General features: G+C 72.0%; 20 protein-coding genes. 14 read left to right on the top strand and 6 right to left on the bottom strand.

Annotated features, from left to right (window positions below; translation table 11 throughout):
- Window positions 1-9: 9 nt before the first annotated feature.
- Window positions 10-762 (bottom strand): TIGR03089 family protein, encoded by a 753-nt coding sequence (locus OG978_RS16320; RefSeq protein WP_326765925.1) that lies wholly within the window; start codon window positions 760-762, stop codon window positions 10-12.
- A gap of 137 nt (window positions 763-899) precedes the next feature.
- Between OG978_RS16320 and OG978_RS16315 the strand changes: the two genes are divergently transcribed.
- The 3 genes from OG978_RS16315 to OG978_RS16305 all read left to right on the top strand — a co-directional run bounded on the left by OG978_RS16315 (window position 900) and on the right by OG978_RS16305 (window position 4,685).
- Window positions 900-2,321 carry a peptidoglycan recognition protein family protein gene (locus OG978_RS16315; RefSeq protein WP_326765924.1) on the top strand — a complete coding sequence of 474 codons (1,422 nt, stop codon included), beginning with the start codon at window positions 900-902 and terminating at the stop codon, window positions 2,319-2,321.
- A 122-nt stretch (window positions 2,322-2,443) separates the two neighbouring features.
- Entirely contained in the window at window positions 2,444-3,535 is a 1,092-nt protein-coding gene (locus OG978_RS16310; RefSeq protein ID WP_326765923.1) for an NDP-sugar synthase, read from the top strand.
- A gap of 151 nt (window positions 3,536-3,686) precedes the next feature.
- Window positions 3,687-4,685, top strand: a complete 999-nt coding sequence (locus tag OG978_RS16305; RefSeq protein ID WP_326765922.1) for a DNA-3-methyladenine glycosylase family protein — start codon at window positions 3,687-3,689, stop codon at window positions 4,683-4,685.
- Between the two features lie 15 nt (window positions 4,686-4,700).
- Here OG978_RS16305 and OG978_RS16300 read toward each other — a convergent pair whose 3' ends face one another.
- The 3 genes from OG978_RS16300 to OG978_RS16290 are packed head-to-tail and all read right to left on the bottom strand — an operon-like array spanning window position 4,701 to window position 7,490.
- The gene (locus tag OG978_RS16300; RefSeq protein WP_326765921.1) at window positions 4,701-6,023 is read right to left on the bottom strand and encodes a coenzyme F420-0:L-glutamate ligase; all 1,323 of its coding nucleotides are present in this window, start codon (window positions 6,021-6,023) and stop codon (window positions 4,701-4,703) included.
- Window positions 6,020-6,976, bottom strand: a complete 957-nt coding sequence (gene cofD / locus OG978_RS16295) for a 2-phospho-L-lactate transferase (RefSeq protein ID WP_326765920.1) — start codon at window positions 6,974-6,976, stop codon at window positions 6,020-6,022. Before cofD ends, OG978_RS16300 begins: the two co-directional genes overlap by 4 nt.
- Before the next feature lie 13 nt (window positions 6,977-6,989).
- On the bottom strand, window positions 6,990-7,490 hold the full coding sequence (locus OG978_RS16290) for a cysteine dioxygenase (RefSeq protein WP_326765919.1): 501 nt from the start codon (window positions 7,488-7,490) through the stop codon (window positions 6,990-6,992).
- Between the two features lie 709 nt (window positions 7,491-8,199).
- On the opposite strand from OG978_RS16290, the gene OG978_RS16285 reads away from it, so the two are divergent.
- The 3 genes from OG978_RS16285 to OG978_RS16275 all read left to right on the top strand — a co-directional run bounded on the left by OG978_RS16285 (window position 8,200) and on the right by OG978_RS16275 (window position 14,148).
- Window positions 8,200-8,463: a WhiB family transcriptional regulator gene (locus OG978_RS16285; RefSeq protein WP_003968728.1), complete on the top strand. Its 264-nt coding sequence runs from the start codon at window positions 8,200-8,202 to the stop codon at window positions 8,461-8,463.
- A gap of 373 nt (window positions 8,464-8,836) precedes the next feature.
- Window positions 8,837-12,634, top strand: coding sequence for a glycosyltransferase (locus tag OG978_RS16280; protein WP_326765918.1), 3,798 nt, complete (start codon window positions 8,837-8,839; stop codon window positions 12,632-12,634).
- Window positions 12,631-14,148: a DUF5719 family protein gene (locus OG978_RS16275; RefSeq protein WP_326765917.1), complete on the top strand. Its 1,518-nt coding sequence runs from the start codon at window positions 12,631-12,633 to the stop codon at window positions 14,146-14,148. The genes OG978_RS16280 and OG978_RS16275 overlap by 4 nt, the downstream gene beginning before the upstream one ends.
- Window positions 14,149-14,201: 53 nt before the next feature.
- Here the strand turns inward: OG978_RS16275 and OG978_RS16270 are convergent, their stop codons facing one another.
- Window positions 14,202-14,630: a metallopeptidase family protein gene (locus OG978_RS16270; RefSeq protein WP_326765916.1), complete on the bottom strand. Its 429-nt coding sequence runs from the start codon at window positions 14,628-14,630 to the stop codon at window positions 14,202-14,204.
- Window positions 14,631-14,952: 322 nt separating this feature from the next.
- On the opposite strand from OG978_RS16270, the gene OG978_RS16265 reads away from it, so the two are divergent.
- The 8 genes from OG978_RS16265 (at window position 14,953) to OG978_RS16230 (ending at window position 23,470) form a co-directional block, all read left to right on the top strand.
- Window positions 14,953-15,330, top strand: coding sequence for a DUF3499 domain-containing protein (locus OG978_RS16265; protein WP_206433804.1), 378 nt, complete (start codon window positions 14,953-14,955; stop codon window positions 15,328-15,330).
- 85 nt (window positions 15,331-15,415) lie between these two features.
- A complete protein-coding gene (locus tag OG978_RS16260; protein ID WP_326765915.1) occupies window positions 15,416-16,789 on the top strand; it encodes a phosphomannomutase/phosphoglucomutase in 1,374 nt (457 codons plus the stop codon).
- Between the two features lie 294 nt (window positions 16,790-17,083).
- A complete protein-coding gene (locus OG978_RS16255) occupies window positions 17,084-17,266 on the top strand; it encodes a Trm112 family protein (RefSeq protein ID WP_326765914.1) in 183 nt (60 codons plus the stop codon).
- Between the two features lie 75 nt (window positions 17,267-17,341).
- A complete protein-coding gene (locus OG978_RS16250) occupies window positions 17,342-18,478 on the top strand; it encodes an SIS domain-containing protein (protein ID WP_326765913.1) in 1,137 nt (378 codons plus the stop codon).
- Between the two features lie 96 nt (window positions 18,479-18,574).
- Complete coding sequence (manA, locus tag OG978_RS16245; protein ID WP_326765912.1) at window positions 18,575-19,780, top strand: mannose-6-phosphate isomerase, class I; 1,206 nt, start codon at window positions 18,575-18,577, stop codon at window positions 19,778-19,780.
- Window positions 19,781-19,867: 87 nt separating this feature from the next.
- Window positions 19,868-20,890: a cation diffusion facilitator family transporter gene (locus tag OG978_RS16240; protein WP_326765911.1), complete on the top strand. Its 1,023-nt coding sequence runs from the start codon at window positions 19,868-19,870 to the stop codon at window positions 20,888-20,890.
- Window positions 20,891-21,235: 345 nt separating this feature from the next.
- Window positions 21,236-22,693 carry an adenosylhomocysteinase gene (gene ahcY, locus OG978_RS16235; RefSeq protein ID WP_326765910.1) on the top strand — a complete coding sequence of 486 codons (1,458 nt, stop codon included), beginning with the start codon at window positions 21,236-21,238 and terminating at the stop codon, window positions 22,691-22,693.
- Between the two features lie 165 nt (window positions 22,694-22,858).
- Window positions 22,859-23,470, top strand: coding sequence for a hypothetical protein (locus tag OG978_RS16230; protein WP_326765909.1), 612 nt, complete (start codon window positions 22,859-22,861; stop codon window positions 23,468-23,470).
- On the opposite strand, the gene OG978_RS16225 is transcribed toward OG978_RS16230, so the two are convergent.
- Window positions 23,467-24,420, bottom strand: coding sequence for an RDD family protein (locus OG978_RS16225; protein WP_326765908.1), 954 nt, complete (start codon window positions 24,418-24,420; stop codon window positions 23,467-23,469). The genes OG978_RS16230 and OG978_RS16225 overlap by 4 nt on opposite strands.
- Between the last annotated feature and the right edge of the window lie 103 nt (window positions 24,421-24,523).

Raw genomic sequence — 24,523 nt, 5'->3', positions numbered from 1 at the left:
GGGTGCTTGTCATACCGTGCTGTTGGTGACCCGTTCACTCTCGACGCGCTTCGCCAGGCCCTCTTCGCCCAACTGCCCCAGGTGCCGGCACAGCACCACGGACCCCCCGGCGGCCAGCGGCGCGAACAGCCCCGCGCTCAGCCCCTCCCAGGTGTCGTACGTACGTCCCGTGAGCAGCCGCGATCCTGCGGTCAGGCCGAGCTTGTCCGCGTCCTCGCGGGACCGCGCCACCAGTTGCGCCGACGTCAGCTCGACGCCGTCCACCGCCAGCGCGGGGGCGTCCGGGTCCACGGGGGTGAACGGTGCGAACCGGTCGCCCTGGCTCGGCACCTCGACCGCGTAGTCCGCGAAGCCCTCGGGTGTCTGCGGGAACCTGCCGCCCAGCGGGCGCAGCGCCAGGGCGACCCGCTCGCCGCGGCAGGCGCGCGCGGCCTCCAGGGTGTCCGGGCCGGTGACGACGAGGTCGGCGTCGGCCGGGTCGCCCTGCACATCGACGAGCACGCCGACCGAGGAACAGGCGAGCAGCCAGACCGCGGACTGCCAGTGCGCGGGCAGCAGCAGCGCGAGCCGGTCGCCCGGCTCGGCGGCGAGGTCGCCCTGCAGGAGATTGGCGGTCTTGGCCACCCAATTGGCGAAGGTGGCCACCGACAGTTCGACGCGTTCTCCGGTGGCGTCGTCGTAGAAAGTGACCAAGGGGCGGGCCGGGTCCGCGGCGAGCGCGGAACGCAGCAGGTCGGCAGGGGTGCGGTCGGTGGCGTTCATCCGCGCAAGGGTACGCGGCGGCGGTGGGCCCGGCGGGGCGGAAGAGTGTCGGCTACACCGGATCGGCAGACGGGCCGTCAATTGTACGGAGATACCCGGGTCGCCGGAGTTGCCGGAGTATGCCCAGGATTATTCGTATGCGTGCCTTCATCACATCCTCGATCGGTGTCACCTGCGCGGCAGTTCTCGTGCTGCCGCTGGCCGTGCCCGCGGGCGCCGCCCCCGACACCAGCACCTTCCCCGCCGAGTCGGCCGAGCCCGTCGATGTGCCGGGCTCGACGCAGTCCCTGTCGATGCGGACCCTGTCGGCGCCGTTCGACCGGGCCACCGGCGTACCCACCCGGGCCGCGGCCGCCCCCGAACAGGGGCTGCCCGAACGCGAGGTCCGCCCCTTCTCCCTGGTCGGCGTCGTCTGGGACGACGCGAACACCGAACTCCACGGCACCGTCCAGGTCCGTACCCGCGCCACCGGCACCGGGGAGTGGTCGGACTGGCAGGACGTGGAGACGCACAACGCCGAGCACTCCGCCGACCCCGGCACCGCCGAGCGCGAATCCGGCGCAGTCCGGGGCTCCACCGCCCCGCTCTGGGTCGGCGACTCGGACGGCGTCGCGGTCCGGGTACACCCCGAGGCCCCGGACCCGCTGGACCGGACCGCCACCGCCGTACCGCTGCCCGCCGGGCTGCGCCTCGAACTCGTCGACCCCGGCGAGGACCCGCAACAGGCCCCCGCGACCGGCCCCGAAATCGCGACCGGCCCCGAAACCGCGACCGGCCCCGAAACCGAGGCAGGTGCGGAAGCGGAGGCGGGCGCAGAGTCCGCGGCGGGCGTCCCGGCCGCCGTGGACGGACGCATCGCACCCCTCGCCCCGAGCGTGCTTCCCGCCCTGAGCAAGGCGGAGTCCCAGGCGCGGGGCGAGGCGCAGGCCGGCCTCGCACCCGGCGCCCAGCCGTACATCGGTCCCCGTCCGAGCATCATCACCCGCAAGGGCTGGGGCGCCGACGAGAAGCTCAGGGAACGCACATTCGTCTACACCAGCAAGGTCAAGGCCGCCTTCATCCACCACAGCGCCACGGGCAACAACTACAAGTGCTCCCAGGCAGCCTCGATCCTGCGCGGCATCTACCGCTACCACGTCAAGAGCAGCGGCTGGCGCGACATCGGCTACAACTTCGCCGTCGACAAGTGCGGAAACATCTACGAAGGACGGGCGGGAGGCGTGACGAGGGCCGTCCTGGGAGCGCACACGCTCGGCTTCAACACCAACAGCATGGGCATCGCGGTCCTCGGAACCTTCACCAAGTCGAACCCGCCCGCCGCCGCGGTGAACGCCGTCGCGAAGCTCACCGCCTGGAAGCTCGGCCTGTTCGGCGCCGACCCGCGGGGCAAGGCCACGCTCGTCTCGGGCGGCGGGAACAAGTACAAGAAGGGCAAGAAGGTCAAACTCAACGTCATCTCCGGCCATCGGGACGGCTTCGCAACCGATTGCCCCGGAGTGCGTCTCTACGAGAAGCTCGGCTCGGCCCGGACCAGCTCCGCCAAGCTCCAGGGCCGCTGACGGAACGACACGAAGGCTGCTGCGGACCGCTGCGGGCTGCTGACCTGGGACGACCGAACCGGGCTGCATACACTGGCCAGCCGAAACCCGGCCAGGCCCCAGCAGGAAGCAGAGTCAGTGCTGTGACAGAGGCAAAAGAAGCGATCCTCCTGGTCGGCGGAAAGGGAACCCGGCTGCGCCCGCTCACGGTGCACACGCCCAAACCCATGGTTCCGGCAGCGGGCGTTCCGTTCCTCACGCACCAGCTGGCGCGCGCCCGGGCCGCCGGGGTCGAGCACATCGTGCTCGCGACGTCGTACCTGGCGGAGGTCTTCGAACCGTACTTCGGTGACGGCTCGTCGCTCGGCCTCCACATCGAGTACGTCACCGAACGCGAACCGCTCGGCACCGGCGGCGCGATACGCAACGTCGCGTCCCGGCTGACCGCGGGCCCGGACGACCCGGTGCTCATCTTCAACGGCGACATCCTCACCGGCCTGGACATCCGGGCGCTGGTCGCCTCGCACGCGAGCTCCGGGGCGGATGTCTCCCTCCATCTCACCCGCGTCGAGGACCCGCGCGCCTTCGGCCTCGTGCCGACGGACGGCAGCGGCAGGGTCACCGCGTTCCTGGAGAAGCCCGAGACGCCCGAGGAGATCGTCACCGACCAGATCAACGCCGGGGCGTACATCTTCCGCCGCTCGGTCATCGACACCATCCCGGCCGGGCGGCCCGTCTCCGTCGAGCGCGAGACCTTCCCCGGACTGCTCGCCTCCGGAGCGCACCTCCAGGGCATGGTCGACTCCACGTACTGGCTGGACCTCGGCACCCCGCAGGCCTTCGTACGCGGCTCCGCCGATCTGGTCCTGGGCCGCGCCCCGTCCCCGGCCGTTCCCGGCCGGTGCGGCGACGGGCTCGTGCTGCCGACGGCCTCCGTCGCCGACGACGCCAAGATCAGTGGCGGTACGGTGGTCGGAGAGGGCGCCCTGATCGGCGAGGGAGCCCGGATCGACGGCTCCGCGATACTGGCCGGTGCGGTCGTCGAGCCGGGGGCCGTGATCAAGGACTCGTTGGTCGGAGCCGGTGCCCGGATCGGCAGTCGTACGGTGCTCACGGGCGCGGTCGTCGGGGACGGGGCCCGGATCGGCGCCGACAACGAACTGCGCGACGGCATCCGCGTCTGGTGCGGGGCGGTCCTCCCGGACGCGGCAGTGCGCTTCTCCTCTGACGAATAGACGCGGCAGTGCGCTTCTCCTCCGACGAATAGACGAACAGACGAGCAGCCGGGCGCGGTCCGGCCTACGGCGCGGCTCGTACCGACGGACATCCGCACACCGGCCACAGCGCATACCCTCGACAGGCACCCCGACGACCGAGGACCTCACCGTGGCAGGACGATTCGCACCCCGCAGCACCCCCCGCGCGGCCGTCCCGCACCAGGTGGCGGCTCCGGCGGCGGACGCGCTGACCCGTGAGTGGACCCCGCCCGGCCCGTTCGACCTGCGCCTGGTCGTCGGCCCACTGCGCCGCGGCCCCGCCGACCCCACGTACCGGATGACCGGGGACGGCACGGCCTGGCGGGCCAGCCGCACACCCGCGGGTCCCGGCACCCTCCGTCTCACCGCCCGGGGCGGCCGGATCGAGGCGGCGGCCTGGGGCCCCGGCGCACCGTGGCTGCTGGACCGGCTCCCTACGCTGCTCGGCGCCACGGACGACCCCGACGCCTTCCGCCCGCGCCACCGGCTGCTCGCCCTGACCCGGCACCGCCGGCCCGGCCTGCGTCTGCTGCGCACCGGCCTGGTCATGGAGTCCCTGATCCCGTCGATCCTGGAACAGAAGGTCACCACGGACGAGGCCTACCGAGCCTGGCGCCTCCTGGTCCGCAAGCACGGCACCCCGGCGCCCGGTCCCACGGACCACGCCGCGTTCACCGCGCTGGGCCTGCACGTCATGCCGGACGCCCGCACCTGGTCCCTGATCCCGTCCTGGGAATGGCACCGCGCGGGCGTCGACGCCAAACGCTCGGGCACGATCCTGCGCGCGGTACGCGTGGCCCGCCGCCTGGAGGAGGCGGCGGCCATGGAGCTCCCGGAGGCCATGGCCCGCCTGGAACTGATCCCCGGCATCGGCCCCTGGACCTCGGCCGAGACGCTCCAGCGCTCCAACGGCGCCGCGGACGCGGTCACGGTCGGCGATCTCCACCTCCCCGGCATCGTCGGCCACGCCCTGGCGGGCAACAGGGACGCCGACGACGAGGAGATGCTGGCCCTGCTCGCCCCCTACGAGGGCCAGCGCCACCGGGCGACCCGCCTCATCCTGCTCTCGGGCCACACCCCGGCCCGCCGGGCCCCGCGCATGACCCGCGGCGACATCGCCCGCCTGTAGAACCCGCGCCCCGCCTCAACGCACCTCGATGAACCCCTCCGCGTCCCGCTCCGCCCGCGCCGCGGGCCGGGCCGCCGCGTGCCCCACCGCCACCGCACCCAGCGGATCCCAGCTCCCCGGCAGGTCCAGCACCTCACGCACCACGGAGCGGCAGAACATCGTCGACGACACCCACGCCGAACCCAGCCGCTCGCCCGCCAGCGCCACCAGGAAGTTCTGGATGCCGGCCCCCGCGGCGACCACGAACATCTCGCGCTCCGCCGCGTCCCGCCGCTCGTCCCCGTACGTGTGGGAGCCGTCCATCACCAGACACGGCACCACCAGATAAGGCGCCCGGCGCAGCACATCGCCCCGCCGCACCCGCTTGGCGATCGACTCCTCGCTCTTGCCGTCAGACCGCAGATCCGCGATCCACGCGTCCCGCATCGCGTCGAGCAGCCGGGTCCGCGACTCCTCGGACTCCAGCAGGACGAACCGCCACGGCGTCGTGTGATGTGGAGCGGGCGCCGTCACCGCCGCGGCCACGGCCCGCCGCACCGCCCCCGGGTCCACCGGATCGTCGGTGAACTCGCGCACCGTACGCCGCAGTGTCACCGCTTCCCGTACCGCCTCCGACGTGCCGAGCCGGAACATGTCGTCGGCCGCGACCCGCACCATCGCCCGGGCGCCACCGGCATCCGCCGGGTCCAGGACATGGCCGAGCCCCCGCACGACTGCCACGGGCAGCCCGTCCGCCTTGCCCTTGACCAGATCGCCGGCCGAGGCCAGCTCGTCGGCGGTGGCGACCACGGTGGCGCTCAGCGGATTGCCGTACGCGTCGGTTCCACCGCGCAGATCGTCCAGCACCCGGACCCCGGCCGCCCCGATCGCCACATCGGTCAACCCGTTGCGCCACGGACGCCCGAAGGTGTCCGTGACGACGACCCCGACCTCGACGCCGAGCGTGTCCCGCAGCCCGTCGCGGATCGCACGCGCCGAGGCGTCGGGGTCCTCGGGCAGCAACAGCACCGTCCCGGCGGGGGTGTTCGAGGCGTCGACCCCGGCCGCGGCCATGACCAGACCCTGCCGGTTCTCGACGATCCGCAGCGTGCCGCGTCGCGCCACCACCCGTACCGTCTCGGCGTCGATCGCAGCCTCGCGGTCGGCCGCCTCGACGATCCGGCCCTCCGCCTTGGAGACGATCTTCGAGGTGACCAGCAGGACATCGCCGTCGACCAGATCCGGCCCGGTCGCGGCGATCAGCTTCGCCAGGTCGTCCCCGGCCCGCACCTCGGGCATCCCGGGCAGCGCCCAGATCCGGTACGAGGGCACCGCACCGGAGGCCGCGCCGACGCTCACGCCCGTACCTCCTCGGCCAGCACCAGGGCCTGCCGGGCCATCTCCGCCGTCGCGTCGACATCGGTCATCATCAGCGGCACGGAACGGCAGCGGATGCCCGCGGCCTCCACCTCGCCGACCGCCCCGGCGTCCACCGTGTCGACGAGCCAGCCGTCGAGCAGGCCGGAGCCGTAGTGCGTGGCCACCGCCGCAGCCGTCGACTCGACGCCCACCGCGGCGAGCACCTTGTCCGCCATGCCGCGCACGGGCGCGTCCCCGACGATGGGGGAGAGGCCGACGACCGGCACCCCGGCCTCCGCGATGGCCTCCCGGATCCCGGGCACGGCAAGAATGGTCCCCACCGACACGACGGGGTTGGACGGCGGGAAGAGGATCACGTCGGCCTCGGCGATGGCCTCCAGCACTCCGGGGGCCGGCTCGGCCTGCTCGGCGCCGACCGGCACGATCGCCTGCGCCTCGACCGAGGCGCGCAGCTTCACCCAGTACTCCTGGAAGTGGATCGCCCTGCGCTCGCCGTCCATGTCGACAGCGACATGCGTCTCGACCCGGTCGTCGGACATCGGCAGCAGCCGGACCCCGGGCTTCCAGCGCGCGCAGAGCGCCTCGGTGACGGCGCTGAGGGGATAGCCCGCGCCCAGCATCTGCGTGCGGACGATGTGCGTCGCGAAGTCACGGTCGCCGAGCCCGAACCACTCCGGCCCCACGCCGTACGCCGCGAGCTCCTCCTTGACGTGGAAGCTCTCGTCCGTACGCCCCCAGCCCTGCTCCTCGTTGATGCCACCGCCCAGGGTGTACATCACGGTGTCGAGGTCGGGGCAGACCTTCAGCCCGAACAGATGGATGTCGTCACCGGTGTTGCCGATCACCGTGATGTCCGCGTCGGGCGCGGCCTGCTTGAGGCCACGCAGAAAACGAGCACCACCGATACCGCCGGCCAGAACCACAATGCGCATGCACAGCAGTTTGTCAGGCGGGTACGACATCCACGGCCGCCGGGGCGCACTGCGCCGCGTGCATCGGCATCTCGGTCAGTCCCGGGTAGTAGATGTGCAGACTGACGGCCGGTTCGAGGGAGTCGTTGACCACTTCGTGCACATAGCCGGGCGCGAAGACCCGCTGCGCGCCGGAGTCCAGCGCCCGGGTGGCGCGCTCGGTGCGCTCGGTCAACCGGCCGTCCAGGACGGTCAGTACGCCGGAGGACAGGCCGTGGTCATGGAGCCCGCTGCCCTGGCCGGGCACCCAGCTGAGCAGCCAGACCTCGTAGCCGGGGCCGGTGCGCAGCCGGTGGTACCAGCGGGTGGTGGTGTCGTACTGGACGAGCGGCGCCCACTGGGCACGGTCGGCGGCGATGCTGCGGGCGAGTCCGACGAACTCGGCCACGGTGGAGGGGTGCTCGCGGGCCGGCTGGAGGAGGTGCTGGACCTCGAGGATGTCGCCGGCGATCTGAAGGTCGCTGTCGCTGTTCATGGATGAGGTGGTTCCTCGGCATGGGGGGTGCATGTGCGGGGTGTCTCTGGGACCGGAGAGCCTCGGCGGCGCGGAGAACGCAGAGAAGAAGTCCTGCGGAAGCGCTGCGGAGAGGCATCTGCGAGAGGAGCTGGATCAGAGCCGGCGCCCTGGGGGCATCAACAGCTGTGACAGCTGGAACAGCAACAGCGGGCCTGGACAGCGGTGCGGAACCCACGGACGTGGGTGGCGTACATCGCGGCGGTCGCTGGCATGCATTAAAGGAGACCGGCTGGATCCTCCCCTGTCAACCCGATGCCCGATTTGGGGGTAATGTTTCACCTCATCCGGTTACTGGGGGCGGGGAAAGGTTTGTGCGGCCACCGCGCCGGAGATGTGGCGCATCAACCGTGCCCGCAAACGTCGTTGAGGTCCCGTGACCCGAATGTGATCTTGGTCGCTTCGGTGATCGAATCGAAACATTGGGGCGGCCCTGGTCGTCTCGCTCAGCGAGAAGCGGGGGCGCGGCGAGACCCATGGCATATGTCAGGTTTTTGGTGATTTGCACACTTTCCGCATACGCTTGGTTCCGCAGGGTGAATACCTGGGCCAATAGCAGATCTTTGCTTGACTGGCCTGGAGCTACACACTTGTAATTTCACTCGTGTCGTTCGGCCGCAATCAGTAACGGCTGCATCACGGGGACGCAAGAGACAGACGAGGGGCGCACATGACCGAGCTGTTCCAGCAACTGCTGGTCGAGGACGCGGACGAGGAACTCGGCTGGCAGGAGCGCGCACTGTGCGCCCAGACCGATCCCGAGTCCTTCTTCCCCGAGAAGGGCGGATCCACCCGCGAGGCCAAGAAGGTCTGTCTCGCCTGTGAGGTCCGGTCCGAATGCCTTGAATATGCCCTTTCCAATGATGAACGCTTCGGAATCTGGGGCGGTCTCTCGGAACGTGAACGGCGCCGACTGAAGAAGGCCGCCATCTGAAGGAGGCCGCCGTCCGACCGCGGAACACCGCGACGACGGAACACCTCATCGCCGGAAGACCCACCGGAAGACCCGGGGGACCCCGAACATCCGGAAGACCCCGAACGCCCTGACAACCGAACATCCGGACCGCGACCGACCATGGCCCGCCGCCTGCGCCCTGCCCGCAGACGACGGGCCATCGCCGTACCTGCCGCGGCTCCACCCCCGCCCGGCCGCGGCCCCGTTCGAGCGCTCGGCGCCACCGCGGTTATCCGTACCGTTAGTGTGGGGCCCCGTCCGAGACGCGCCAACGCCCCGACAGGGCGCGCGTGTACACCGATGCAGCCCCCGGGGAGACGCCCCCGGACCCGGCCGGAGGGCCCGTACCTCGATGTCCGTGCACAGCCAATCGGCGGCGCCGTACGCGGCCGCCACCGCCCCAGAGTTCCCCCGGCATGTCGTCACCGCCGTGCTCGTCTCCCACGACGGCGCACGCTGGCTGCCCGACGCGCTCGCCGGGCTGCTCGGGCAGGAACGCCCCGTACAGAACGTCGTCGCCGCCGACACCGGCAGCGCCGACGACTCCGCGCGGCTGGTCACCGAGGCGCTCGGCGCCGAACGGGTCCTGCACCTCGCGCGCCGTACGAGCTTCGGCACCGCCGTCGACGAGGCGACCCGCACGGCCGGCGTCCTCACCCCCGAGGACCTGCCGTACCTGAAGCGCCCCAGCAGCTGGGACCCCGTCAGCAGGGCCTGGCGCGACGACGCCTACGACCTGCCCGAACTGCCGCACGGCGAACCGGTGCAGTGGCTCTGGCTGCTCCACGACGACTGCGCACCCGAACCCGACGCGCTCGCCGAACTGCTGCGCGTCGTCGACACCGACCCGCACGCCGCGATCGTCGGCCCCAAACTCCGCGGCTGGTACGACCGCAAGCAGCTGCTCGAGGTCGGCGTCTCCATCGCCAACAGCGGACGCCGCTGGACCGGACTCGACCGCCGCGAGCAGGACCAGGGCCAGCACGACCAGGTCCGTACCGTGCTCTCCGTCTCCACCGCGGGCATGCTGATCCGCCGTGACATCTGGGAGGAGCTCGGCGGGTTCGACCGCAGGCTCCCCCTGATGCGTGACGACGTCGACCTGTGCTGGCGCGCGCACGTCGCGGGACACCGGGTGCTCGTCGCCCCCGACGCCGTCCTCAGGCACGCCGAGGCCTCCGCCCGCGAACGCCGCCCCATCGACTGCGCGGGGCGCTCGGTCGCCTCCCCGCACCGTGTCGACAAGGCCGGCGCGGTCTACACGATGCTGGTCAACGCCCGTGCCAAGGCCCTGCCCTGGGTGATGCTCCGGCTCGTCGTCGGCACCCTGCTGCGTACCCTCGCCTATCTCGTCGGCAAGGTGCCCGGCCAGGCCCTCGACGAGGTCGCCGGGTTCTTCGGCACCCTGCTGCGTCCCGGGCGGATCCTCTCGGCCCGGCGCAGCCGCGGCAAGGGCGCCGTGGACCAGACCGAGTTGCGCGGCCTCTTCCCGCCGCCCGGTGCCACCGTCCGCGCCACCGTGGACCAGGTCGCCGGGAACTTCGGCAACGGCTCCGACGCCGACTCGGGCGGCTCCCGGCACGGCGCCGTGGAGTCCGGCCCCGGCGGTGACGACGCCGACTTCCTGGAGATCGAGCAGTTCGCGCGGCTCAAGCGGATCGGGCGCAAGCCGGGCCCGGTGCTCTTCGCCGTCCTGCTCCTCGTCTCGCTGGTCGCCTGCCGCGGCCTCCTCGGCGGCGGAGCGCTGACCGGCGGCGCACTGCTGCCCGCCCCCGCCGACGTCTCCGACCTGTGGAGCAAGTACGCGGACGGCTGGCACACGGTCGGCACCGGCGGCACGCAGACCGCGCCCCCCTACCTCGCCGTGCTCTCGGCCCTGTCCGCGCTGTTCCTCGGCTCGACCGGCTTCGCGCTCACCCTGCTGCTGGTCTGCTCCGTACCGCTCGCCGGGCTCACCGCGTACTTCGCCTCCCGGCCGCTGCTCGAATCGAGGCTGCTGCGGGCCTGGGCGAGCATCGCGTACGCCTTCCTGCCCGCCGCGACCGGCGCCCTGGCGACCGGTCGCCTCGGCACCGCCGTACTGGCCGTCCTGCTCCCGCTGATCGCCCGCGCGGCCGTCTCCGCGTACGGCATGCGAGCCGGCGGCGACGCCCGCGGCAGCTGGCGCGCCACCTGGGCGTACACCCTGATCCTCACCTTCGCGATGGCGTTCACGCCGATCGTCTGGCCGCTCGCCGTGGTCCTCGGCATCGGCGTGCTCGTGCTGCGCCGCGACGACATCGCCGCGTACGGGCTCCGGTTCCTCGCCACGATCGGTACCCCGCTGCTCGTTCTCGCGCCCTGGTCGCTCTCGCTCCTCACCAGCCCGTCCGGCTTCCTGAAGGAAGCGGGCATGGACATCGGTACGGGCACGGCCTCCGCGCTCGACCTGCTCGGCATCAGCCCCGGCGGCCCCAAGGCGGCCGGCGGAGTGCTGCTGCTCGGTATCGTGCTCGCCGCGCTGGCCGCGCTGCTGCGCGGGGAGCGGCAGTTCGCGGTACGCACCGCGTGGGCGGTCGCGCTCGTGGCGCTGGTCTTCGCCGCGCTGGCCAACGGTTCGGGCTGGGCCGGTCCCGCCACCCTCGTCTACGGCATCGCGCTGATCGCCGCCGCACTGGTCGGCGCGGACGGTGCCCGGGTACGCGTCGCCGAGCTCAGCTTCGGCTGGCGGCAGCCGGTCGCCGCGCTGATCGCCCTCGCCGCGGGGCTCGCCCCGGCGCTGGCCGCCGTGGGCTGGATGATCGGCGGCGCGGCGGGTCCGCTGGAGCGCCGCGACCCGGTGCAGGTGCCCGAGTTCGTGGCGGAGGAGAGCACCACCCGCGACCAGCCGCGCACCCTGGTCCTCGGCGGCACCTCGCCCGCCACCGTCTCGTACACCCTGGTACGCGGCTCCGGCGCGCGGCTCGGCGACGCCGAACTGGTCGAGGCGGGCGGCAGCAACAGCCACCTCGACAAGGTCGTCGCCAACCTGGTCGCGGGCTCCGGAGCCGACCAGGGCAGCCAGCTCAGCGGCTTCGCGATCCGTTACGTACTGGTCCGCGACGGCGCCCCGAAGCAGATGAGCCGGGTCCTCGACGCGACCCCGGGCCTCAGCCGGCTGAGCCAGCTGGACGGCAGCGCGCTGTGGCGGGTCGACCGCCAGGTCGCCCGAGTCATGATCATCCCGTCCGGTTCCGACGGGGAACCGCTGCCCGTCGGCTCCCTCCCCGTCGAGGCGCACACCAAGGTCCCGGCGGGCGGCTCCGGCCGCGTGCTGCGGATCGCGGACGCCGCCGACCCCGGCTGGCAGGCCACGCTCGACGGCCGGGCGCTCACCCCGAAGACCGTCGACGGCTGGGCACAGGGCTTCGAACTCCCCGCCGAGGGCGGCACGCTGGACCTCACGTACGACACCCCGCTCACCCACACCGCCTGGATCTGGGCCCAGTCGGCGCTGGCCGTCGTCCTGCTGGTCCTCGCCCTGCCCGGCCGCCGCCGGGAGATCGACGACGACCTTCCCGAGGAGGCCGTGACGGTCCCCGCGGAGCCGGTCGCCGGCGAGGGACGCCGGGCCCGCAGGCTGCGCGCGGCCGCCCACGCGGAAGCGGAGGCCGAGCCGGCCGGGAACGGTCCGGCCGAGGAGGCACCGGACGCGGCGGGCCAGTACATCCCCGCCCAGCAGACGGGGGAGTACACCACCGCCGAGCAGCCTCCCGTCCAAGAGCCCGCCGAGCAGCAACCGCGCCGGAGCGACGACCAGGACACCTTCGCCCCGCAGGCCGACGACGGCCAGTACGCGGCGGTGCCGCAGCAGCAGTACGGCGAATGGGACGCGCAGCAGTACCAGGGCGCCGGCTACCAGCAGTACGAGGGCGAGCAGTACCAGGACGTCCAGTACGGCACGCAGCAGGACCACCTCGCCGCCGACCCGTACCAGCAGAACACCTACGACCCGTACGGCTACGCCCCACAGCAGCAGTACGACCCGCAGGCCCAGGCCCAGGCCCCGTACGACCCCCAGGCCCACTACGGGCAGCAGGGCCAGTACGACCCGCAGAACCCCGACGAGAACCCCGCCCCGGGCCAGAACCCGTGGCCGACCGGTAACGCATCGCGAGGCGAGTCCGAGTGAAGTCCAGCAGCCTGTCCCTCATCGCGGGCACCGTAGCCCTCGCCGCCGTCACCGGATTCGCCGCGCTCACCGCGCCCGGCGACGGGGACACGGCAGAGGCGAAGACCGCCGCACGGCTGCCGGTGGAACGGTCCAGCCTGCTCTGCCCGGCCCCCGGTCTCTCGGACCTCGCGGAGACGACGTACACCTCCTTCGCCCCGGCGGGCGGCAGCGGCGGCGAGGCCGGTGCGGCCGAACTGCAGGAGGCCACCGCCACCGCGGCCGACGACGGGAAGAAGGGCGAGAAGAAGGACGAGGAGAAGGGCGGGAAGGACGAGAAGCCGGTCGTCTCGCTCAAGGAGCCCGGCAAACCGGCCACCGCCGAGGTGTCCGGTGCCGGCGCCCCCGCGCTGGTCGGCACCGCCACCGGCCGCCTGGCCCCCGGCTGGACCACCCAGCAGACCACCATGGTCGAGGCGGGCGGCGCCCGCGGCCTGCTCGGCGTCAGCTGCACCGGCCCCGGCACGGACTTCTGGTTCCCCGCCGCGAGCACCGCGAAGTCCCGCGAGGACTACGTCCACCTGACCAACCCGGACGACACCGCGGCCGTCGCCGACATCGAGCTGTACGGTCCGGACGGCTCCCTCAAGTCCGATGTCGGCGAGGGCACCACGGTGCCCGCCCGCTCCAGCGTGCCGGTCCTGATCTCCACGCTGACGAGTGAGGTCGCCGAGGACGTGACCGTCCACGTCACCACCCGTACCGGACGCGTCGGCGCGGTCGTCAGGACCGCGGACGAGGCGACCGGCAGCGACTGGCTGGCCGCCTCCGCCGACCCGACGGGCACCCTGGTGCTCCCCGGTATCCCCGCGGACGCCACCTCGGTCCGTCTCGTGGCCTTCGCATCGGGCGACGACGACGCCCACCTGACGGTGAAACTCCTCGGCAAGACCGGCGCGATCTCGCCCGCCGGACACCAGGACCTCCACGTCAAGTCGCGGATGACCGCGGGCGTCGACCTGAAGGACATCACCAAGGGCGAAGCCGGCTCCCTGCTGCTGACCCCGGCCGGGGGCAGGAAGGGCACCCCGGTGGTCGCCGCACTGCGCGTGGTCCGCGGCACCGGCGACAAGCAGGAGGTCGGCTACATCCCGGCGACCGGCCCGGTGGGCGCACGGGCGACCGTGGCCGACAACCGGGACAAGGGCTCGGTCCTCTCGCTCACCGCACCCGGGGCCACCGCCACCGTGAAGGTCACCGCGTCGGCGGGCAGCGAGGGCGGCGAACAGACCGTCAAGAAGTACACGGTCAAGGGCGGCACGACCCTGGCGGTCACCCCGCCCGTACCGTCCGGGCTCAAGGGCGGCTACGCCCTGACGGTCGAGACGGAGTCGGGCGGCCCGGTCCACGCCGCACGCACGCTCACCCTCACGCAGGACGGCATCCAGATGTTCACCGTGCAGACCCTGCCGGACGACCGCGGAACGGTCGAGGTGCCCGCGGCCGAACAGGACCTGTCGGTCCTCGACGACTGAGCGGGCGGTACGGGCGGGGGCCGGAACACGGGCCCCCGCCCGTACGGCTGCCGCTACTCCTGCCCGTACCGCGGGTCCACGGACTCCGGGGCGAGCCCGAGCAGCTCCGCGACCTGCTCCACCACGACCTCGTGCACCAGCAGGGCGCGCTCGTCGCGGTTCTTGGTACGGATCTCCACGGGCCGCCGGTAGACCACGATCTGCGCGGGCCGGCCCTTCTCCGCGGAGACCGCCTGCCCCAGCGGCACGGTCTCCTCCTGTGTTCCCGGCACGTCGAGCACCACGAAGTCGACGTCGGCCAGCTGCGGCCAGCGCCGCTCCAGCCGTTCCACCGAGTCCTGCACGAGATCGCGGAAGTTCTCCGCCCTGCTGGCCGAGAGCGGCACCTGGGGCGGGGCGACGGGCCCCCGCATGCCGCGGCCATGGCGGTCACGGCGGCGTGGGCGCGGCTCGGACGGGTGGGGCGGTACGGGACTGTCCATCACTGACGCAGGGTAACTCTCTGCGGGGCAGGTGGATCGCTGCTCCCTGACAGGGCATCGGCATGTCCAATCCTGAACAATCCGGCCAACCGGGGGCCCGTTTCAGGCCCTGCTCCTGATCGTTGATCTCCTGCTGTATGACAGCTTCGGTGTCGAGTGGTGACCGGAATCGTTGCCGGCACGGCCTCCGCTTCTCCGTCCCCTCGCAGGTCGGAAGGAGTGTCCGGGAGGCGTCCGTACCGGAGGTCACAGGGCGACACGGTGAGGTGACCTGAGGGAGAGTCGTCGCAGCCCGCTCAAGAGTGCGGTACCGTCCAACATCGTGAGCCCTGTACGTCGCTGTTCGCGCACCGCGTGCGGCCGCCCTGCCGTCGCGACACTGACGTACGTCTATGCCGACTCGACTGCGGTCCTCGGCCCGCTCGCCACCTATGCCGAGCCCCACTGCTACGACCTCTGCGCCGAGCACAGTGAGCGGCTGACGGCACCACGCGGCTGGGAAGTCGTCCGGCTCTCCGACCCCTCCGCCCCCACCCGCCCCAGCGGCGACGATCTCGAAGCGCTCGCCAATGCCGTACGGGAAGCGGCGCGGCCGCAGGACCGCGGAACAGACGGGCGGGGCAGCGGTCCGCACGCCGCCGATCCGATGGAGGTCGCGCGCCGCGGCCACCTGAGGGTGCTGCGCTCACCGGACTCCTGAGCCGGCCTCGATGCGGCCCTGAGCCGGGCGTACGAGCCCGCCGGGTAGTTTGGGCGGTCCGCAGGAATCTCAGGAGGACCGGCCCGTGGCTGCTGATCTGTCGCAGATCGTGAAGGCGTACGACGTGCGCGGAGTGGTGCCCGATCAGTGGGACGAATCGCTGGCCGAGCAGTTCGGGGCGGCGTTCGTCGAGGTGACGGACGCGGACGCGATCGTGATCGGCCACGACATGCGGCCCTCATCGCCCGGCCTCTCGGCAGCCTTCGCACGCGGAGCCACGGCGCGCGGCGCGGACGTCACACTCATCGGCCTCTGCTCGACCGACCAGCTGTACTTCGCCTCGGGCAGCCTGGGCCTCCCCGGCGCGATGTTCACCGCGTCGCACAACCCGGCGCGGTACAACGGCATCAAGCTCTGCCGGGCGGGCGCCGCACCCGTGGGCCAGAACACCGGGCTCCTGGAGATCCGCGCCCTGGTCGAGAAATGGTCCGGGACCGGTGTCCCGCAGCCGGTCGCCACCCCCGGCACCGTCACCGAGCGCGACACGCTCGCCGAATACGCGGCCCACCTGCTGTCCCTGGTCGACCTGACGTCCGTCCGGCCGCTGAAGGTCGTCGTCGACGCCGGCAACGGCATGGGTGGCCACACCGTCCCCACCGTCTTCGCGAACCTGCCCGTCGACCTCGTACCGATGTACTTCGAACTCGACGGCAGCTTCCCCAACCACGAGGCCAACCCCCTCGACCCGAAGAACCTCGTCGACCTCCAGGCCCGGGTCGTGTCCGAGGGCGCCGACCTCGGCCTCGCCTTCGACGGCGACGCGGACCGCTGCTTCGTCGTCGACGAGCGGGGCGAGGGCATCTCACCGTCCGCGATCACCGCCCTGGTCGCGGCCCGGGAACTCGCCCGCAACGGCGGCAAGGGCACCGTCATCCACAACCTGATCACGTCCCTCTCGGTCCCCGAGGTCGTCCGCGAGAACGGCGGCACCCCGGTCCGTACCCGCGTGGGCCACTCCTTCATCAAGGCGGAGATGGCCGAGCACGGCGCGATCTTCGGCGGCGAGCACTCCGCGCACTACTACTTCCGCGACTTCTGGAACGCCGATACGGGCATGCTGGCCGCGCTCCACGTGCTCGCCGCGCTGGGGGGTGCGCAGGGCCCCCTGTCCGAACTGGTCGCCCGGTACGACCGCTACGTCGGCTCCGGCGAGATCAACTCCACGGTCGCCGACCAGCCGGGCCGCACGGCAGCGGTACGCGCGTTCTTCGCGACCCGCGACGGCGTCACGACCGACGACCTGGACGGCCTGACGGTCACGGCCCCGGACTGGTGGTTCAACCTCCGGGCCTCCAACACGGAACCCTTGCTGCGCCTGAACGTGGAGGCCCGCGACGAACGGACGATGACAGCGGTACGGGACGAGGTACTGGCCATGGTCCGAGCCCCCGGCGCTTGAGACCCCACCAGCGCTCATTTCCAGCCCCTCCGGCATTTGAGGAGCGGGGGTCCGGGGTGGGGCAGAGCCCCCGGGTGCACCCCCCAGCCCGTCCGGCGATTGAGGGCCGGGGCCCGGGGCAGCGCCCCGGTTACGGGGAGGGGCGGGTAGGGGAACAGGCCCGCCGCAGGCGCACCTACCCACCCGCACCACACTCACCCGCCCTCACACCGCACCGCCCCCACCCGACACCGCCCCCGGCCCCCCGGCGGTAGGCTGACGTCGCCTGATCCGTAGCTTGAAGGGACCCACCCCATGCCGCTCGAAGCCGGCCTCCTGGAGATCCTCGCCTGCCCGGCCTGCCACGCCCCGCTCGACGACCGGTCCGCAGCCGACAGCCCCGAACTGGTCTGCACCGGCAAGGACTGCGGCCTGGCCTACCCGGTACGGGACGGCATCCCCGTCCTCCTCGTCGACGAGGCCCGCCGCCCCGCGTAACGGCGCCCGGGCCCCGCGGCGCCCACCGCCCCGCACCCCGCACGGTGATCAGCACGTGATCGGAGGACCGTTCCCATGCTCGACGAGTCGCTGCTCGACGCCCCGGAAGCCCTGGCCCGAGCCGACCGCCGCGGCCTGCTCCGCGGCGCCGCCGAGGCCGGGGCCCGGGTCCGTACCGCTGCCCGGCACGCCGCCGAGGCGGGGATCGCCGGACTGAACCCGGAGGGCCGCCCCCGCGCCGTACTGGTCGCGGGCTCCGGCACCGCCGCGTCCGGCGTCGCCGACCTGATCACCGCACTGGCAGGCGCCTCCGCGCCCGTCACCCGCATCCACCCCACCGGGGTCGCCCCCGCCGCGGGCGCGATGCGCTGGACGCTGCCCGGCTGGGCCGGCTCCGTGGACCTGCTGCTGATCGTCACGGCCGACGGCTCCGAGCCGGGCCTCTCCCTCCTCGCCGAACAGGCGTACCGCCGAGGCTGCAGCGTCGTCGCCGTCACCCCGCGCCAGTCACCGCTGGGCGAGGCGATCGACGGGGCGCACGGACTCGTCGTACCGATGGCCTCCGCCCCGCACGGCGAGTACGACGCCGAGACGTCGGCCGCGGGCCCCGGCACGCTCTGGGCACTGTTCACCCCGCTGCTCGTACTGCTGGACCGGGTCGGCCTGGTCACCGCGCCTGCCGAGGCGTTGCAGAGCGTCGCCGACCGTCTGGACCGCACCGCGGAACGCTGCGGTCCGGCCATCGCCACGTACAGCAACCCGGCCAAGACCCTCGCGGCCGAACTCGCCGACAGCCTGCCCCTCATCTGGACGGAGGGCGACGCCGCCGCTCCGGTCGGCCGCAGATTCGCCGCCGTCCTGGCCGAGCTGTCCGGCCGCCCGGCCCTCGCCGCCGAACTGCCCGAAGCGCTTCCCGCCCACGGCGCGATGCTGGCGGGCACATTCGCCGCGGGCGCCGACCCGGACGACTTCTTCCGCGACCGGGTCGACGAGCCCGATCCGCTGCACGCCCGCGTCGTACTGCTCCGCGACCGTTCCACCGGGGGACTGAGCGCTGCCCCCGCCGCCCGCGAACTGGCCCTCGGCCACGACACGGCGATCAGCGAACTGGAGCCGGACGAGGGAACCGAACTCGAAGCCCTCGCCGAACTGCTCGCGGTCACCGACTTCGCCGCCGTCTACCTGGCACTCGCCTCGGCAACCGGCGCCTGACCCCGACGAGCCGGAACCGCACCCCACCAGAGGGCCGCCCGCCGGCGCAGCACAGCACCCCCGATCCACGCAACGCATCTCACAAGGACGAACACCATGGACCGGCTCTCCAACACCGTGCGCCCTTACGCCTGGGGCTCCACCACAGCCATCCCCGAACTGCTCGGCATCGCCCCCACCGGCGAACCCCAGGCCGAGATGTGGATGGGCGCCCATCCCGGCGCCCCCTCCCTCCTCACCCGCATAACCGGCACCGGCACCAGCACCGGCACCGGCACCGGAGAGGCAGGTTCCCAACAGCCCCTCACCGATGTCATCGCCGCCGACCCCGAGCGCGAACTGGGCCGGGCCACCGTCGAGAAGTTCGGCCCCCGCCTCCCCTTCCTCCTCAAGCTGCTCGCAGCCGGCGCCCCGCTCTCCCTCCAGGTCCACCCCGACCTCGCGCAGGCCAAGCGGGGCTACGAGGACGAGGAGCGCCGGTCCGTCCCGATCGACGCGCCCCACCGCACGTACAAGGACGCCAACCACAAGCCCGAGCTGATCTGCGCGCTCACCCCCTTCGCCGGCCTGTGCGGCTTCCGCCGGCCCACCGAGGCGGCCGAGGCGATGGCGGCACTCGGCGTCGACTCCCTCAAGCCGTACGTCGACCTGCTCGGCGCCCACCCCGAAGAGGCCGCCCTGCGCGAGGTCCTCACCGCGATCCTCGGCGCAGACCCCGCGGAGATGGCCGAAACGGTGAACCTGGCCGCGGCCGCCGCCGAACGCCTCGGTGGCGCCCACACCCCGTACGCCCGGATCGCCCACCACTTCCCCGGCGACCCCGGCGTCATCGCGGCGATGCTGCTGAACTACGTGGAACTCCAGCCCGGCGAAGCCCTGTTCCTCGGCGCGGGCGTTCCGCACGCCTACCTCGACGGCCTCGGCGTCGAGATCATGGCCAACTCGGACAACGTGCTGCGCTGCGGACTCACGCCCAAGCACATCGACGTACCCGAACTGCTGCGCATCGTCCGCTTCGAGGCGACCGAGCCCGGCGTCCTGCGTCCCGAGGCGTCGCCTTCCGGCGAGGAGCTGTACGAGACGCCCGTGGACGAATTCCGGCTCTCGCGCTTCGACCTCTCGCCCGGCGCCGCTCCCGTCGACCTGACCAGGGACACCCCGCAGATCCTGCTCTGCACCGGGGGAGCCCCGAAGGCGGGCGAACTCGATCTTGCACCCGGCGCCTCCGTGTTCGTACCCTCCGGAGAAAAGGTCGAAGTGTCCGGTACGGGAACTCTGTTCCGCGCCACAGTGGTGGCCTGACGTACCGTCCACACCAGCGACTGCAACAATGTCCGGCCGTACCGCGGCGCCAGGGCCGCAGCACCGAAGAAGGGACACCAGGCACCCATGAGTGCGTCAGGCGGAACCAAGGCGATCGTGGCGGCACTCGCCGCCAACCTCGCGATCGCAGTGGCCAAATTCGTGGCGTTCCTGTTCAGTGGCTCGTCGTCGATGCTCGCGGAGAGTGTCCACTCGGTCGCCGACTCGGGCAACCAGGGCCTGCTGCTGCTCGGCGGCAAGAAGGCCCAGCGCGAGGCCACCCCCCAGCACCCCTTCGGCTACGGCCGCGAGCGCTACATCTACGCATTCCTCGTCTCCATCGTGCTCTTCTCGGTCGGTGGCATGTTCGCGGTGTACGAGGGCTACGAGAAGATCAAGCACCCGCACGAGATCGAGGCCTGGTACTGGCCGGTCGGCGTGCTCGTCTTCGCGATCATCGCCGAGAGCTTCTCCTTCCGTACGGCCATCAAGGAGTCCAACCAGACCCGCGGATCGCTCTCCTGGAAGGAGTTCGTCCGCCGGGCGAAGGCCCCCGAACTCCCCGTCGTCCTGCTGGAGGACCTCGGCGCGCTGATCGGTCTGGTGCTCGCCCTCGCGGGTGTCGGCCTGGCCCTCGCGACCGGCAACGGCGTCTGGGACGGCATCGGAACCCTCTGCATCGGCGCCCTGCTGATCATCATCGCGATCGTGCTCGCCGCCGAGACGAAGTCCCTCCTGCTCGGCGAGGCCGCCGGCACCGACCAGGTCGAGAAGATCAAGGCCGCGGTCGTCGACGGCGACACGGTCACCAAGGTCATCCACATGCGTACGCTCCACCTCGGCCCGGAGGAACTCCTCGTCGCCGCCAAGATCGCGGTGCAGCACGACAACACGGCCACCGAGGTCGCCAACGCCATCAACGCCGCCGAGAGCCGGATCCGCGAGGCGGTCCCGATCGCCCGGGTCATCTATCTGGAACCGGACATCTACAGCGAGACCGCCGCCGCGGCCGGCACCAACCCTGGCAAGGCCCCGGGCGGAGCCCCCGGCAACACTCCCGAGGGTCCCGGAGGCGGCACCCCGGACACCCCGACGGAATCCGCCCACTGATCACCGCCCACCGCACCACCTGGCACACACCCCCCATCCACCTGCCCATACGCCCTCCGGCACCCCTTCCGGCACTTCTCGATCCACCCTCCCCTCCGCTCCCGGTACATCCTCCGGGCCACTTCCCGGCCCGGGGCGGACTGGGAGCGACTGGGCCGATCGGTGTAGATTCGACGGCAGTGTCAGACGTCGCTGCTGATGGCGGTCGATCGGTCCGTATGCGCGGACCGGCCGAGGGAGAGAGGGCCTCCGACGGACTGCGCTGCGAGCGCCCGGGCATTCGTGTGCCCGCCGCCGCAGAGCCATCCGTGCCCCACCTCGACCCATTACGAGGAGCAGCCCGTTATGACGACGGTCGCCAATCGACAGGACTTCAAGGTCGCCGACCTCTCCCTCGCGACGTTCGGCCGCAAGGAGATCACCCTCGCCGAGCACGAGATGCCCGGCCTGATGTCGATCCGCAAGGAGTACGCCGCCACGCAGCCGCTGGCCGGCGCCCGCATCACCGGTTCGCTGCACATGACCGTGCAGACGGCCGTGCTGATCGAGACCCTGGTCGCCCTCGGCGCCGAGGTCCGCTGGGCCTCCTGCAACATCTTCTCGACCCAGGACCACGCCGCCGCGGCCATCGCCGTCGGCCCGAACGGCACCCCGGAAGCCCCGGCGGGCGTCCCGGTCTTCGCCTGGAAGGGCGAGACGCTGGAGGAGTACTGGTGGTGCACGGAGCAGGCCCTGACCTGGCCGAACACCCCCACCGGCGGCCCGAACATGATCCTCGACGACGGTGGTGACGCCACCCTCCTCGTCCACAAGGGCGTCGAGTTCGAGAAGGCCGGCGCAGCCCCGGACCCGTCGACCGCGGACAGCGAGGAGTACGCCCACATCCTCACCCTGCTGAACCGCACCCTCGGCGAGTCCCCGCAGAAGTGGACCCAGCTGGCGTCCGAGATCCGCGGCGTCACCGAAGAGACCACGACCGGTGTGCACCGGCTGTACGAGATGCACCGCGACGGCACCCTCCTCTTCCCGGCGATCAACGTCAACGACGCCGTCACCAAGTCCAAGTTCGACAACAAGTACGGCTGCCGCCACTCGTTGATCGACGGCATCAACCGCGCCACGGACGTCCTGATCGGCGGCAAGACCGCCGTCGTCTGCGGCTACGGCGACGTGGGCAAGGGCTGCGCGGAGTCCCTGCGCGGCCAGGGCGCCCGGGTGATCGTCACGGAGATCGACCCGATCTGCGCCCTGCAGGCGGCGATGGACGGCTACCAGGTCGCCACCCTCGACGACGTCGTCGGCCAGGCCGACATCTTCGTCACCACGACGGGCAACAAGGACATCATCATGGCCACCGACATGGCCAAGATGAAGCACCAGGCCATCGTCGGGAACATCGGCCACTTCGACAACGAGATCGACATGGCCGGTCTGGCGCAGATCGACGGCATCGTCAAGGACGAGGTCAAGCCGCAGGTCCACACCTGGACGTTCCCCGACGGCAAGGTCCTCATCGTGCTGTCCGAGGGCCGCCTGCTGAACCTGGGCAACGCCACCGGCCACCCCTCGTTCGTCATGTCCAACTCGTTCGCGGACCAGACCCTGGCCCAGATCGAGCTGTTCACCAAGCCCGAGGAGTACCCGACCGATGTCTACGTGCTGCCCAAGCACCTGGACGAGAAGGTCGCCCGTCTCCACCTCGACGCGCTCGGCGTGAGGCTCACGACGCTCCGCCCCGAGCAGGCCGCGTACATCGGTGTCGAGGTCGACGGCCCGTACAAGCCCGACCACTACCGCTACTGATCCGGCCCGTCAGCGACCGCGCACGTCACCACCGGTCAGTGACGACCGGCCGCTGACAGACGGAACAGCTTCAGCAGCAGCTACGAGCGCAGGCCCCCGCACCCCCGTGTCGGGGGCCTGCCCCGTACCGCGCCCCGCTCAGCCCGAGGAACCCCGAAGGACCCCATGCCCCGCGGCCGATATTCGCTCCACGATCTTCACGATCACACCCCCCTCGGCGAAGAACACTTCCAATGCGCACCCGGCCCTTCCGGCTGGCGCTACGTCTCCCGAACCACCGCCCCTTCCGGTGACCACCTCGGATCCGTCGACCTCACCCTCGACGAACTCGGCCGACCCATCCGTCTCGAACTCCATGCCGCGAGCTGGCAGGTCCGCGGCGCCGCCCTCGAAGGCGTCACCTGGGTCCGTACCGATCCGACCGGCACTCACGCCACCGAAGGCAATGTCCGCGCCCACGCCTTCACCGGCACATCCCCCGCATTCCTCATCGCGACCGCACGACTGCTGCGCCTCACCCCCGATTCCCCCGCGACCCGTGTCCGCCTGGTCGCCTTCACGGACCCGGTCCTCGCACCCCGCACCGTCGACCAGTCCTGGGCCCTGGTGAACAGTGAAACGCACGCCACTGACAACGGCCCCCTGACCGTGGACGAATACCAGGTCAGCGCCCTGGACACCGGCGAGCAGCACACCGTCCACATCTCCGGCGACGTGGTCCTCGCGGCCCCGGGCATCGAGCTCGAAGACCTGGAGTCCCCGCCCTCACCGCTCTAGGCAGGCGGCGCGAACCCCGTAGCGGCAGGCGGCACCCGACCGTCCTCCGCCCCCGCAGGCGGCACGGGCGCACCCGCCCTGGCAACCACCGCGGAAGGCACGTCCCCGACAGGCGCCCGAGCGGCAACCCCACTCACCGGAGCCCCATTCACCGGCCGGCCCGCCTGCCCCCCGGAACCACCGTGCGCAGCCCCGTCCTGAGCGGCAACGAACACCCTCCGGGAATCCCGCGCCTGCCGCTCGTTCACCACCGCCGCCAGGTACGCCCCGGCCGGCACCCCCTCCGGCACCGGGACTCCGGTCCGCTCCGCCAACTCCCCGGCCAGCCGCTCCGCCATCGACCAACCCACCTGCGCGTCGAGCTGATGCATACGGGTCAGGTACTGCCGTACGGCCAGCCACAGAGAGTCCGGCACCGCCGACAGATCCAGCCCCGCGAACCGCCCGACCAGCCATGGTGGCGGAGGCGGCACGGCAGCCGCCCGTCCCGCGGGCACCCGCTCCCGCACGACGAGCGTCCCCGCGAACACATCCCCGAGTCGCCGCCCCCGCGCCGACACCAGCGAGGCGATACAGGCGACGACTCCGAGCGTCATCAGAATCTCGACGACCCCCATGGCCCCACGCACCAGCGCATGCCGAAACCGGATCGGCCCCCCGTCGTCCCGGACCACCCGCAGCCCGCACGCCAGCTTCCCCAGCGAACGCCCGTGACTGAGCGTCTCCACCGCGATCGGGCCGCCCACCAGCACCAGCAGGAAGGCCGCCACGGAAACTGCCGCGAGCGCCGCGTCATCCAGCGTCGCCGTCGCGACGGCCAGTCCTATCGACACCAGGACGAACGCCGCCCCCACCACGGCAAGATCGATGGCCAGTGCCAGTGCCCGACTCGGCAGTTTCGCCGGCCGCAGCCCCAGCACGACCGCGTCCCCGGTCACGAGCTCACTCATCGCCGCCCCACCCTTCGCCGATCATCCCTGCCCCTCGGGGCCTCAGTCTGCCAAGCTGACCCGCAGCGCGCCGCCGTAGTACGAACCCGTACGCACCCATGCC

The sequence above is a fragment of the Streptomyces sp. NBC_01591 genome, from assembly GCF_035918155.1.
Classification (GTDB): domain Bacteria; phylum Actinomycetota; class Actinomycetes; order Streptomycetales; family Streptomycetaceae; genus Streptomyces.
This window is presented reverse-complemented; position numbering and strand designations above follow the sequence as displayed.

What these genes read in the sequence shown, in the direction of transcription:
- OG978_RS16255 (WP_326765914.1), top strand. Translation starts at nt 17,084, where the DNA reads ATGCCGCTCGAAGCCGGCCTCCTGGAGATCCTCGCCTGCCCGGCCTGC.
- ahcY (WP_326765910.1), top strand. Translation starts at nt 21,236, where the DNA reads ATGACGACGGTCGCCAATCGACAGGACTTCAAGGTCGCCGACCTCTCC.
- OG978_RS16280 (WP_326765918.1), top strand. Translation starts at nt 8,837, where the DNA reads ATGTCCGTGCACAGCCAATCGGCGGCGCCGTACGCGGCCGCCACCGCC.
- OG978_RS16320 (WP_326765925.1), bottom strand. Translation starts at nt 762, where the DNA reads ATGAACGCCACCGACCGCACCCCTGCCGACCTGCTGCGTTCCGCGCTC.
- OG978_RS16315 (WP_326765924.1), top strand. Translation starts at nt 900, where the DNA reads ATGCGTGCCTTCATCACATCCTCGATCGGTGTCACCTGCGCGGCAGTT.
- OG978_RS16230 (WP_326765909.1), top strand. Translation starts at nt 22,859, where the DNA reads ATGCCCCGCGGCCGATATTCGCTCCACGATCTTCACGATCACACCCCC.
- OG978_RS16225 (WP_326765908.1), bottom strand. Translation starts at nt 24,420, where the DNA reads ATGAGTGAGCTCGTGACCGGGGACGCGGTCGTGCTGGGGCTGCGGCCG.
- cofD (WP_326765920.1), bottom strand. Translation starts at nt 6,976, where the DNA reads ATGCGCATTGTGGTTCTGGCCGGCGGTATCGGTGGTGCTCGTTTTCTG.
- OG978_RS16285 (WP_003968728.1), top strand. Translation starts at nt 8,200, where the DNA reads ATGACCGAGCTGTTCCAGCAACTGCTGGTCGAGGACGCGGACGAGGAA.
- OG978_RS16240 (WP_326765911.1), top strand. Translation starts at nt 19,868, where the DNA reads ATGAGTGCGTCAGGCGGAACCAAGGCGATCGTGGCGGCACTCGCCGCC.
- manA (WP_326765912.1), top strand. Translation starts at nt 18,575, where the DNA reads ATGGACCGGCTCTCCAACACCGTGCGCCCTTACGCCTGGGGCTCCACC.
- OG978_RS16270 (WP_326765916.1), bottom strand. Translation starts at nt 14,630, where the DNA reads ATGGACAGTCCCGTACCGCCCCACCCGTCCGAGCCGCGCCCACGCCGC.
- OG978_RS16290 (WP_326765919.1), bottom strand. Translation starts at nt 7,490, where the DNA reads ATGAACAGCGACAGCGACCTTCAGATCGCCGGCGACATCCTCGAGGTC.
- OG978_RS16250 (WP_326765913.1), top strand. Translation starts at nt 17,342, where the DNA reads ATGCTCGACGAGTCGCTGCTCGACGCCCCGGAAGCCCTGGCCCGAGCC.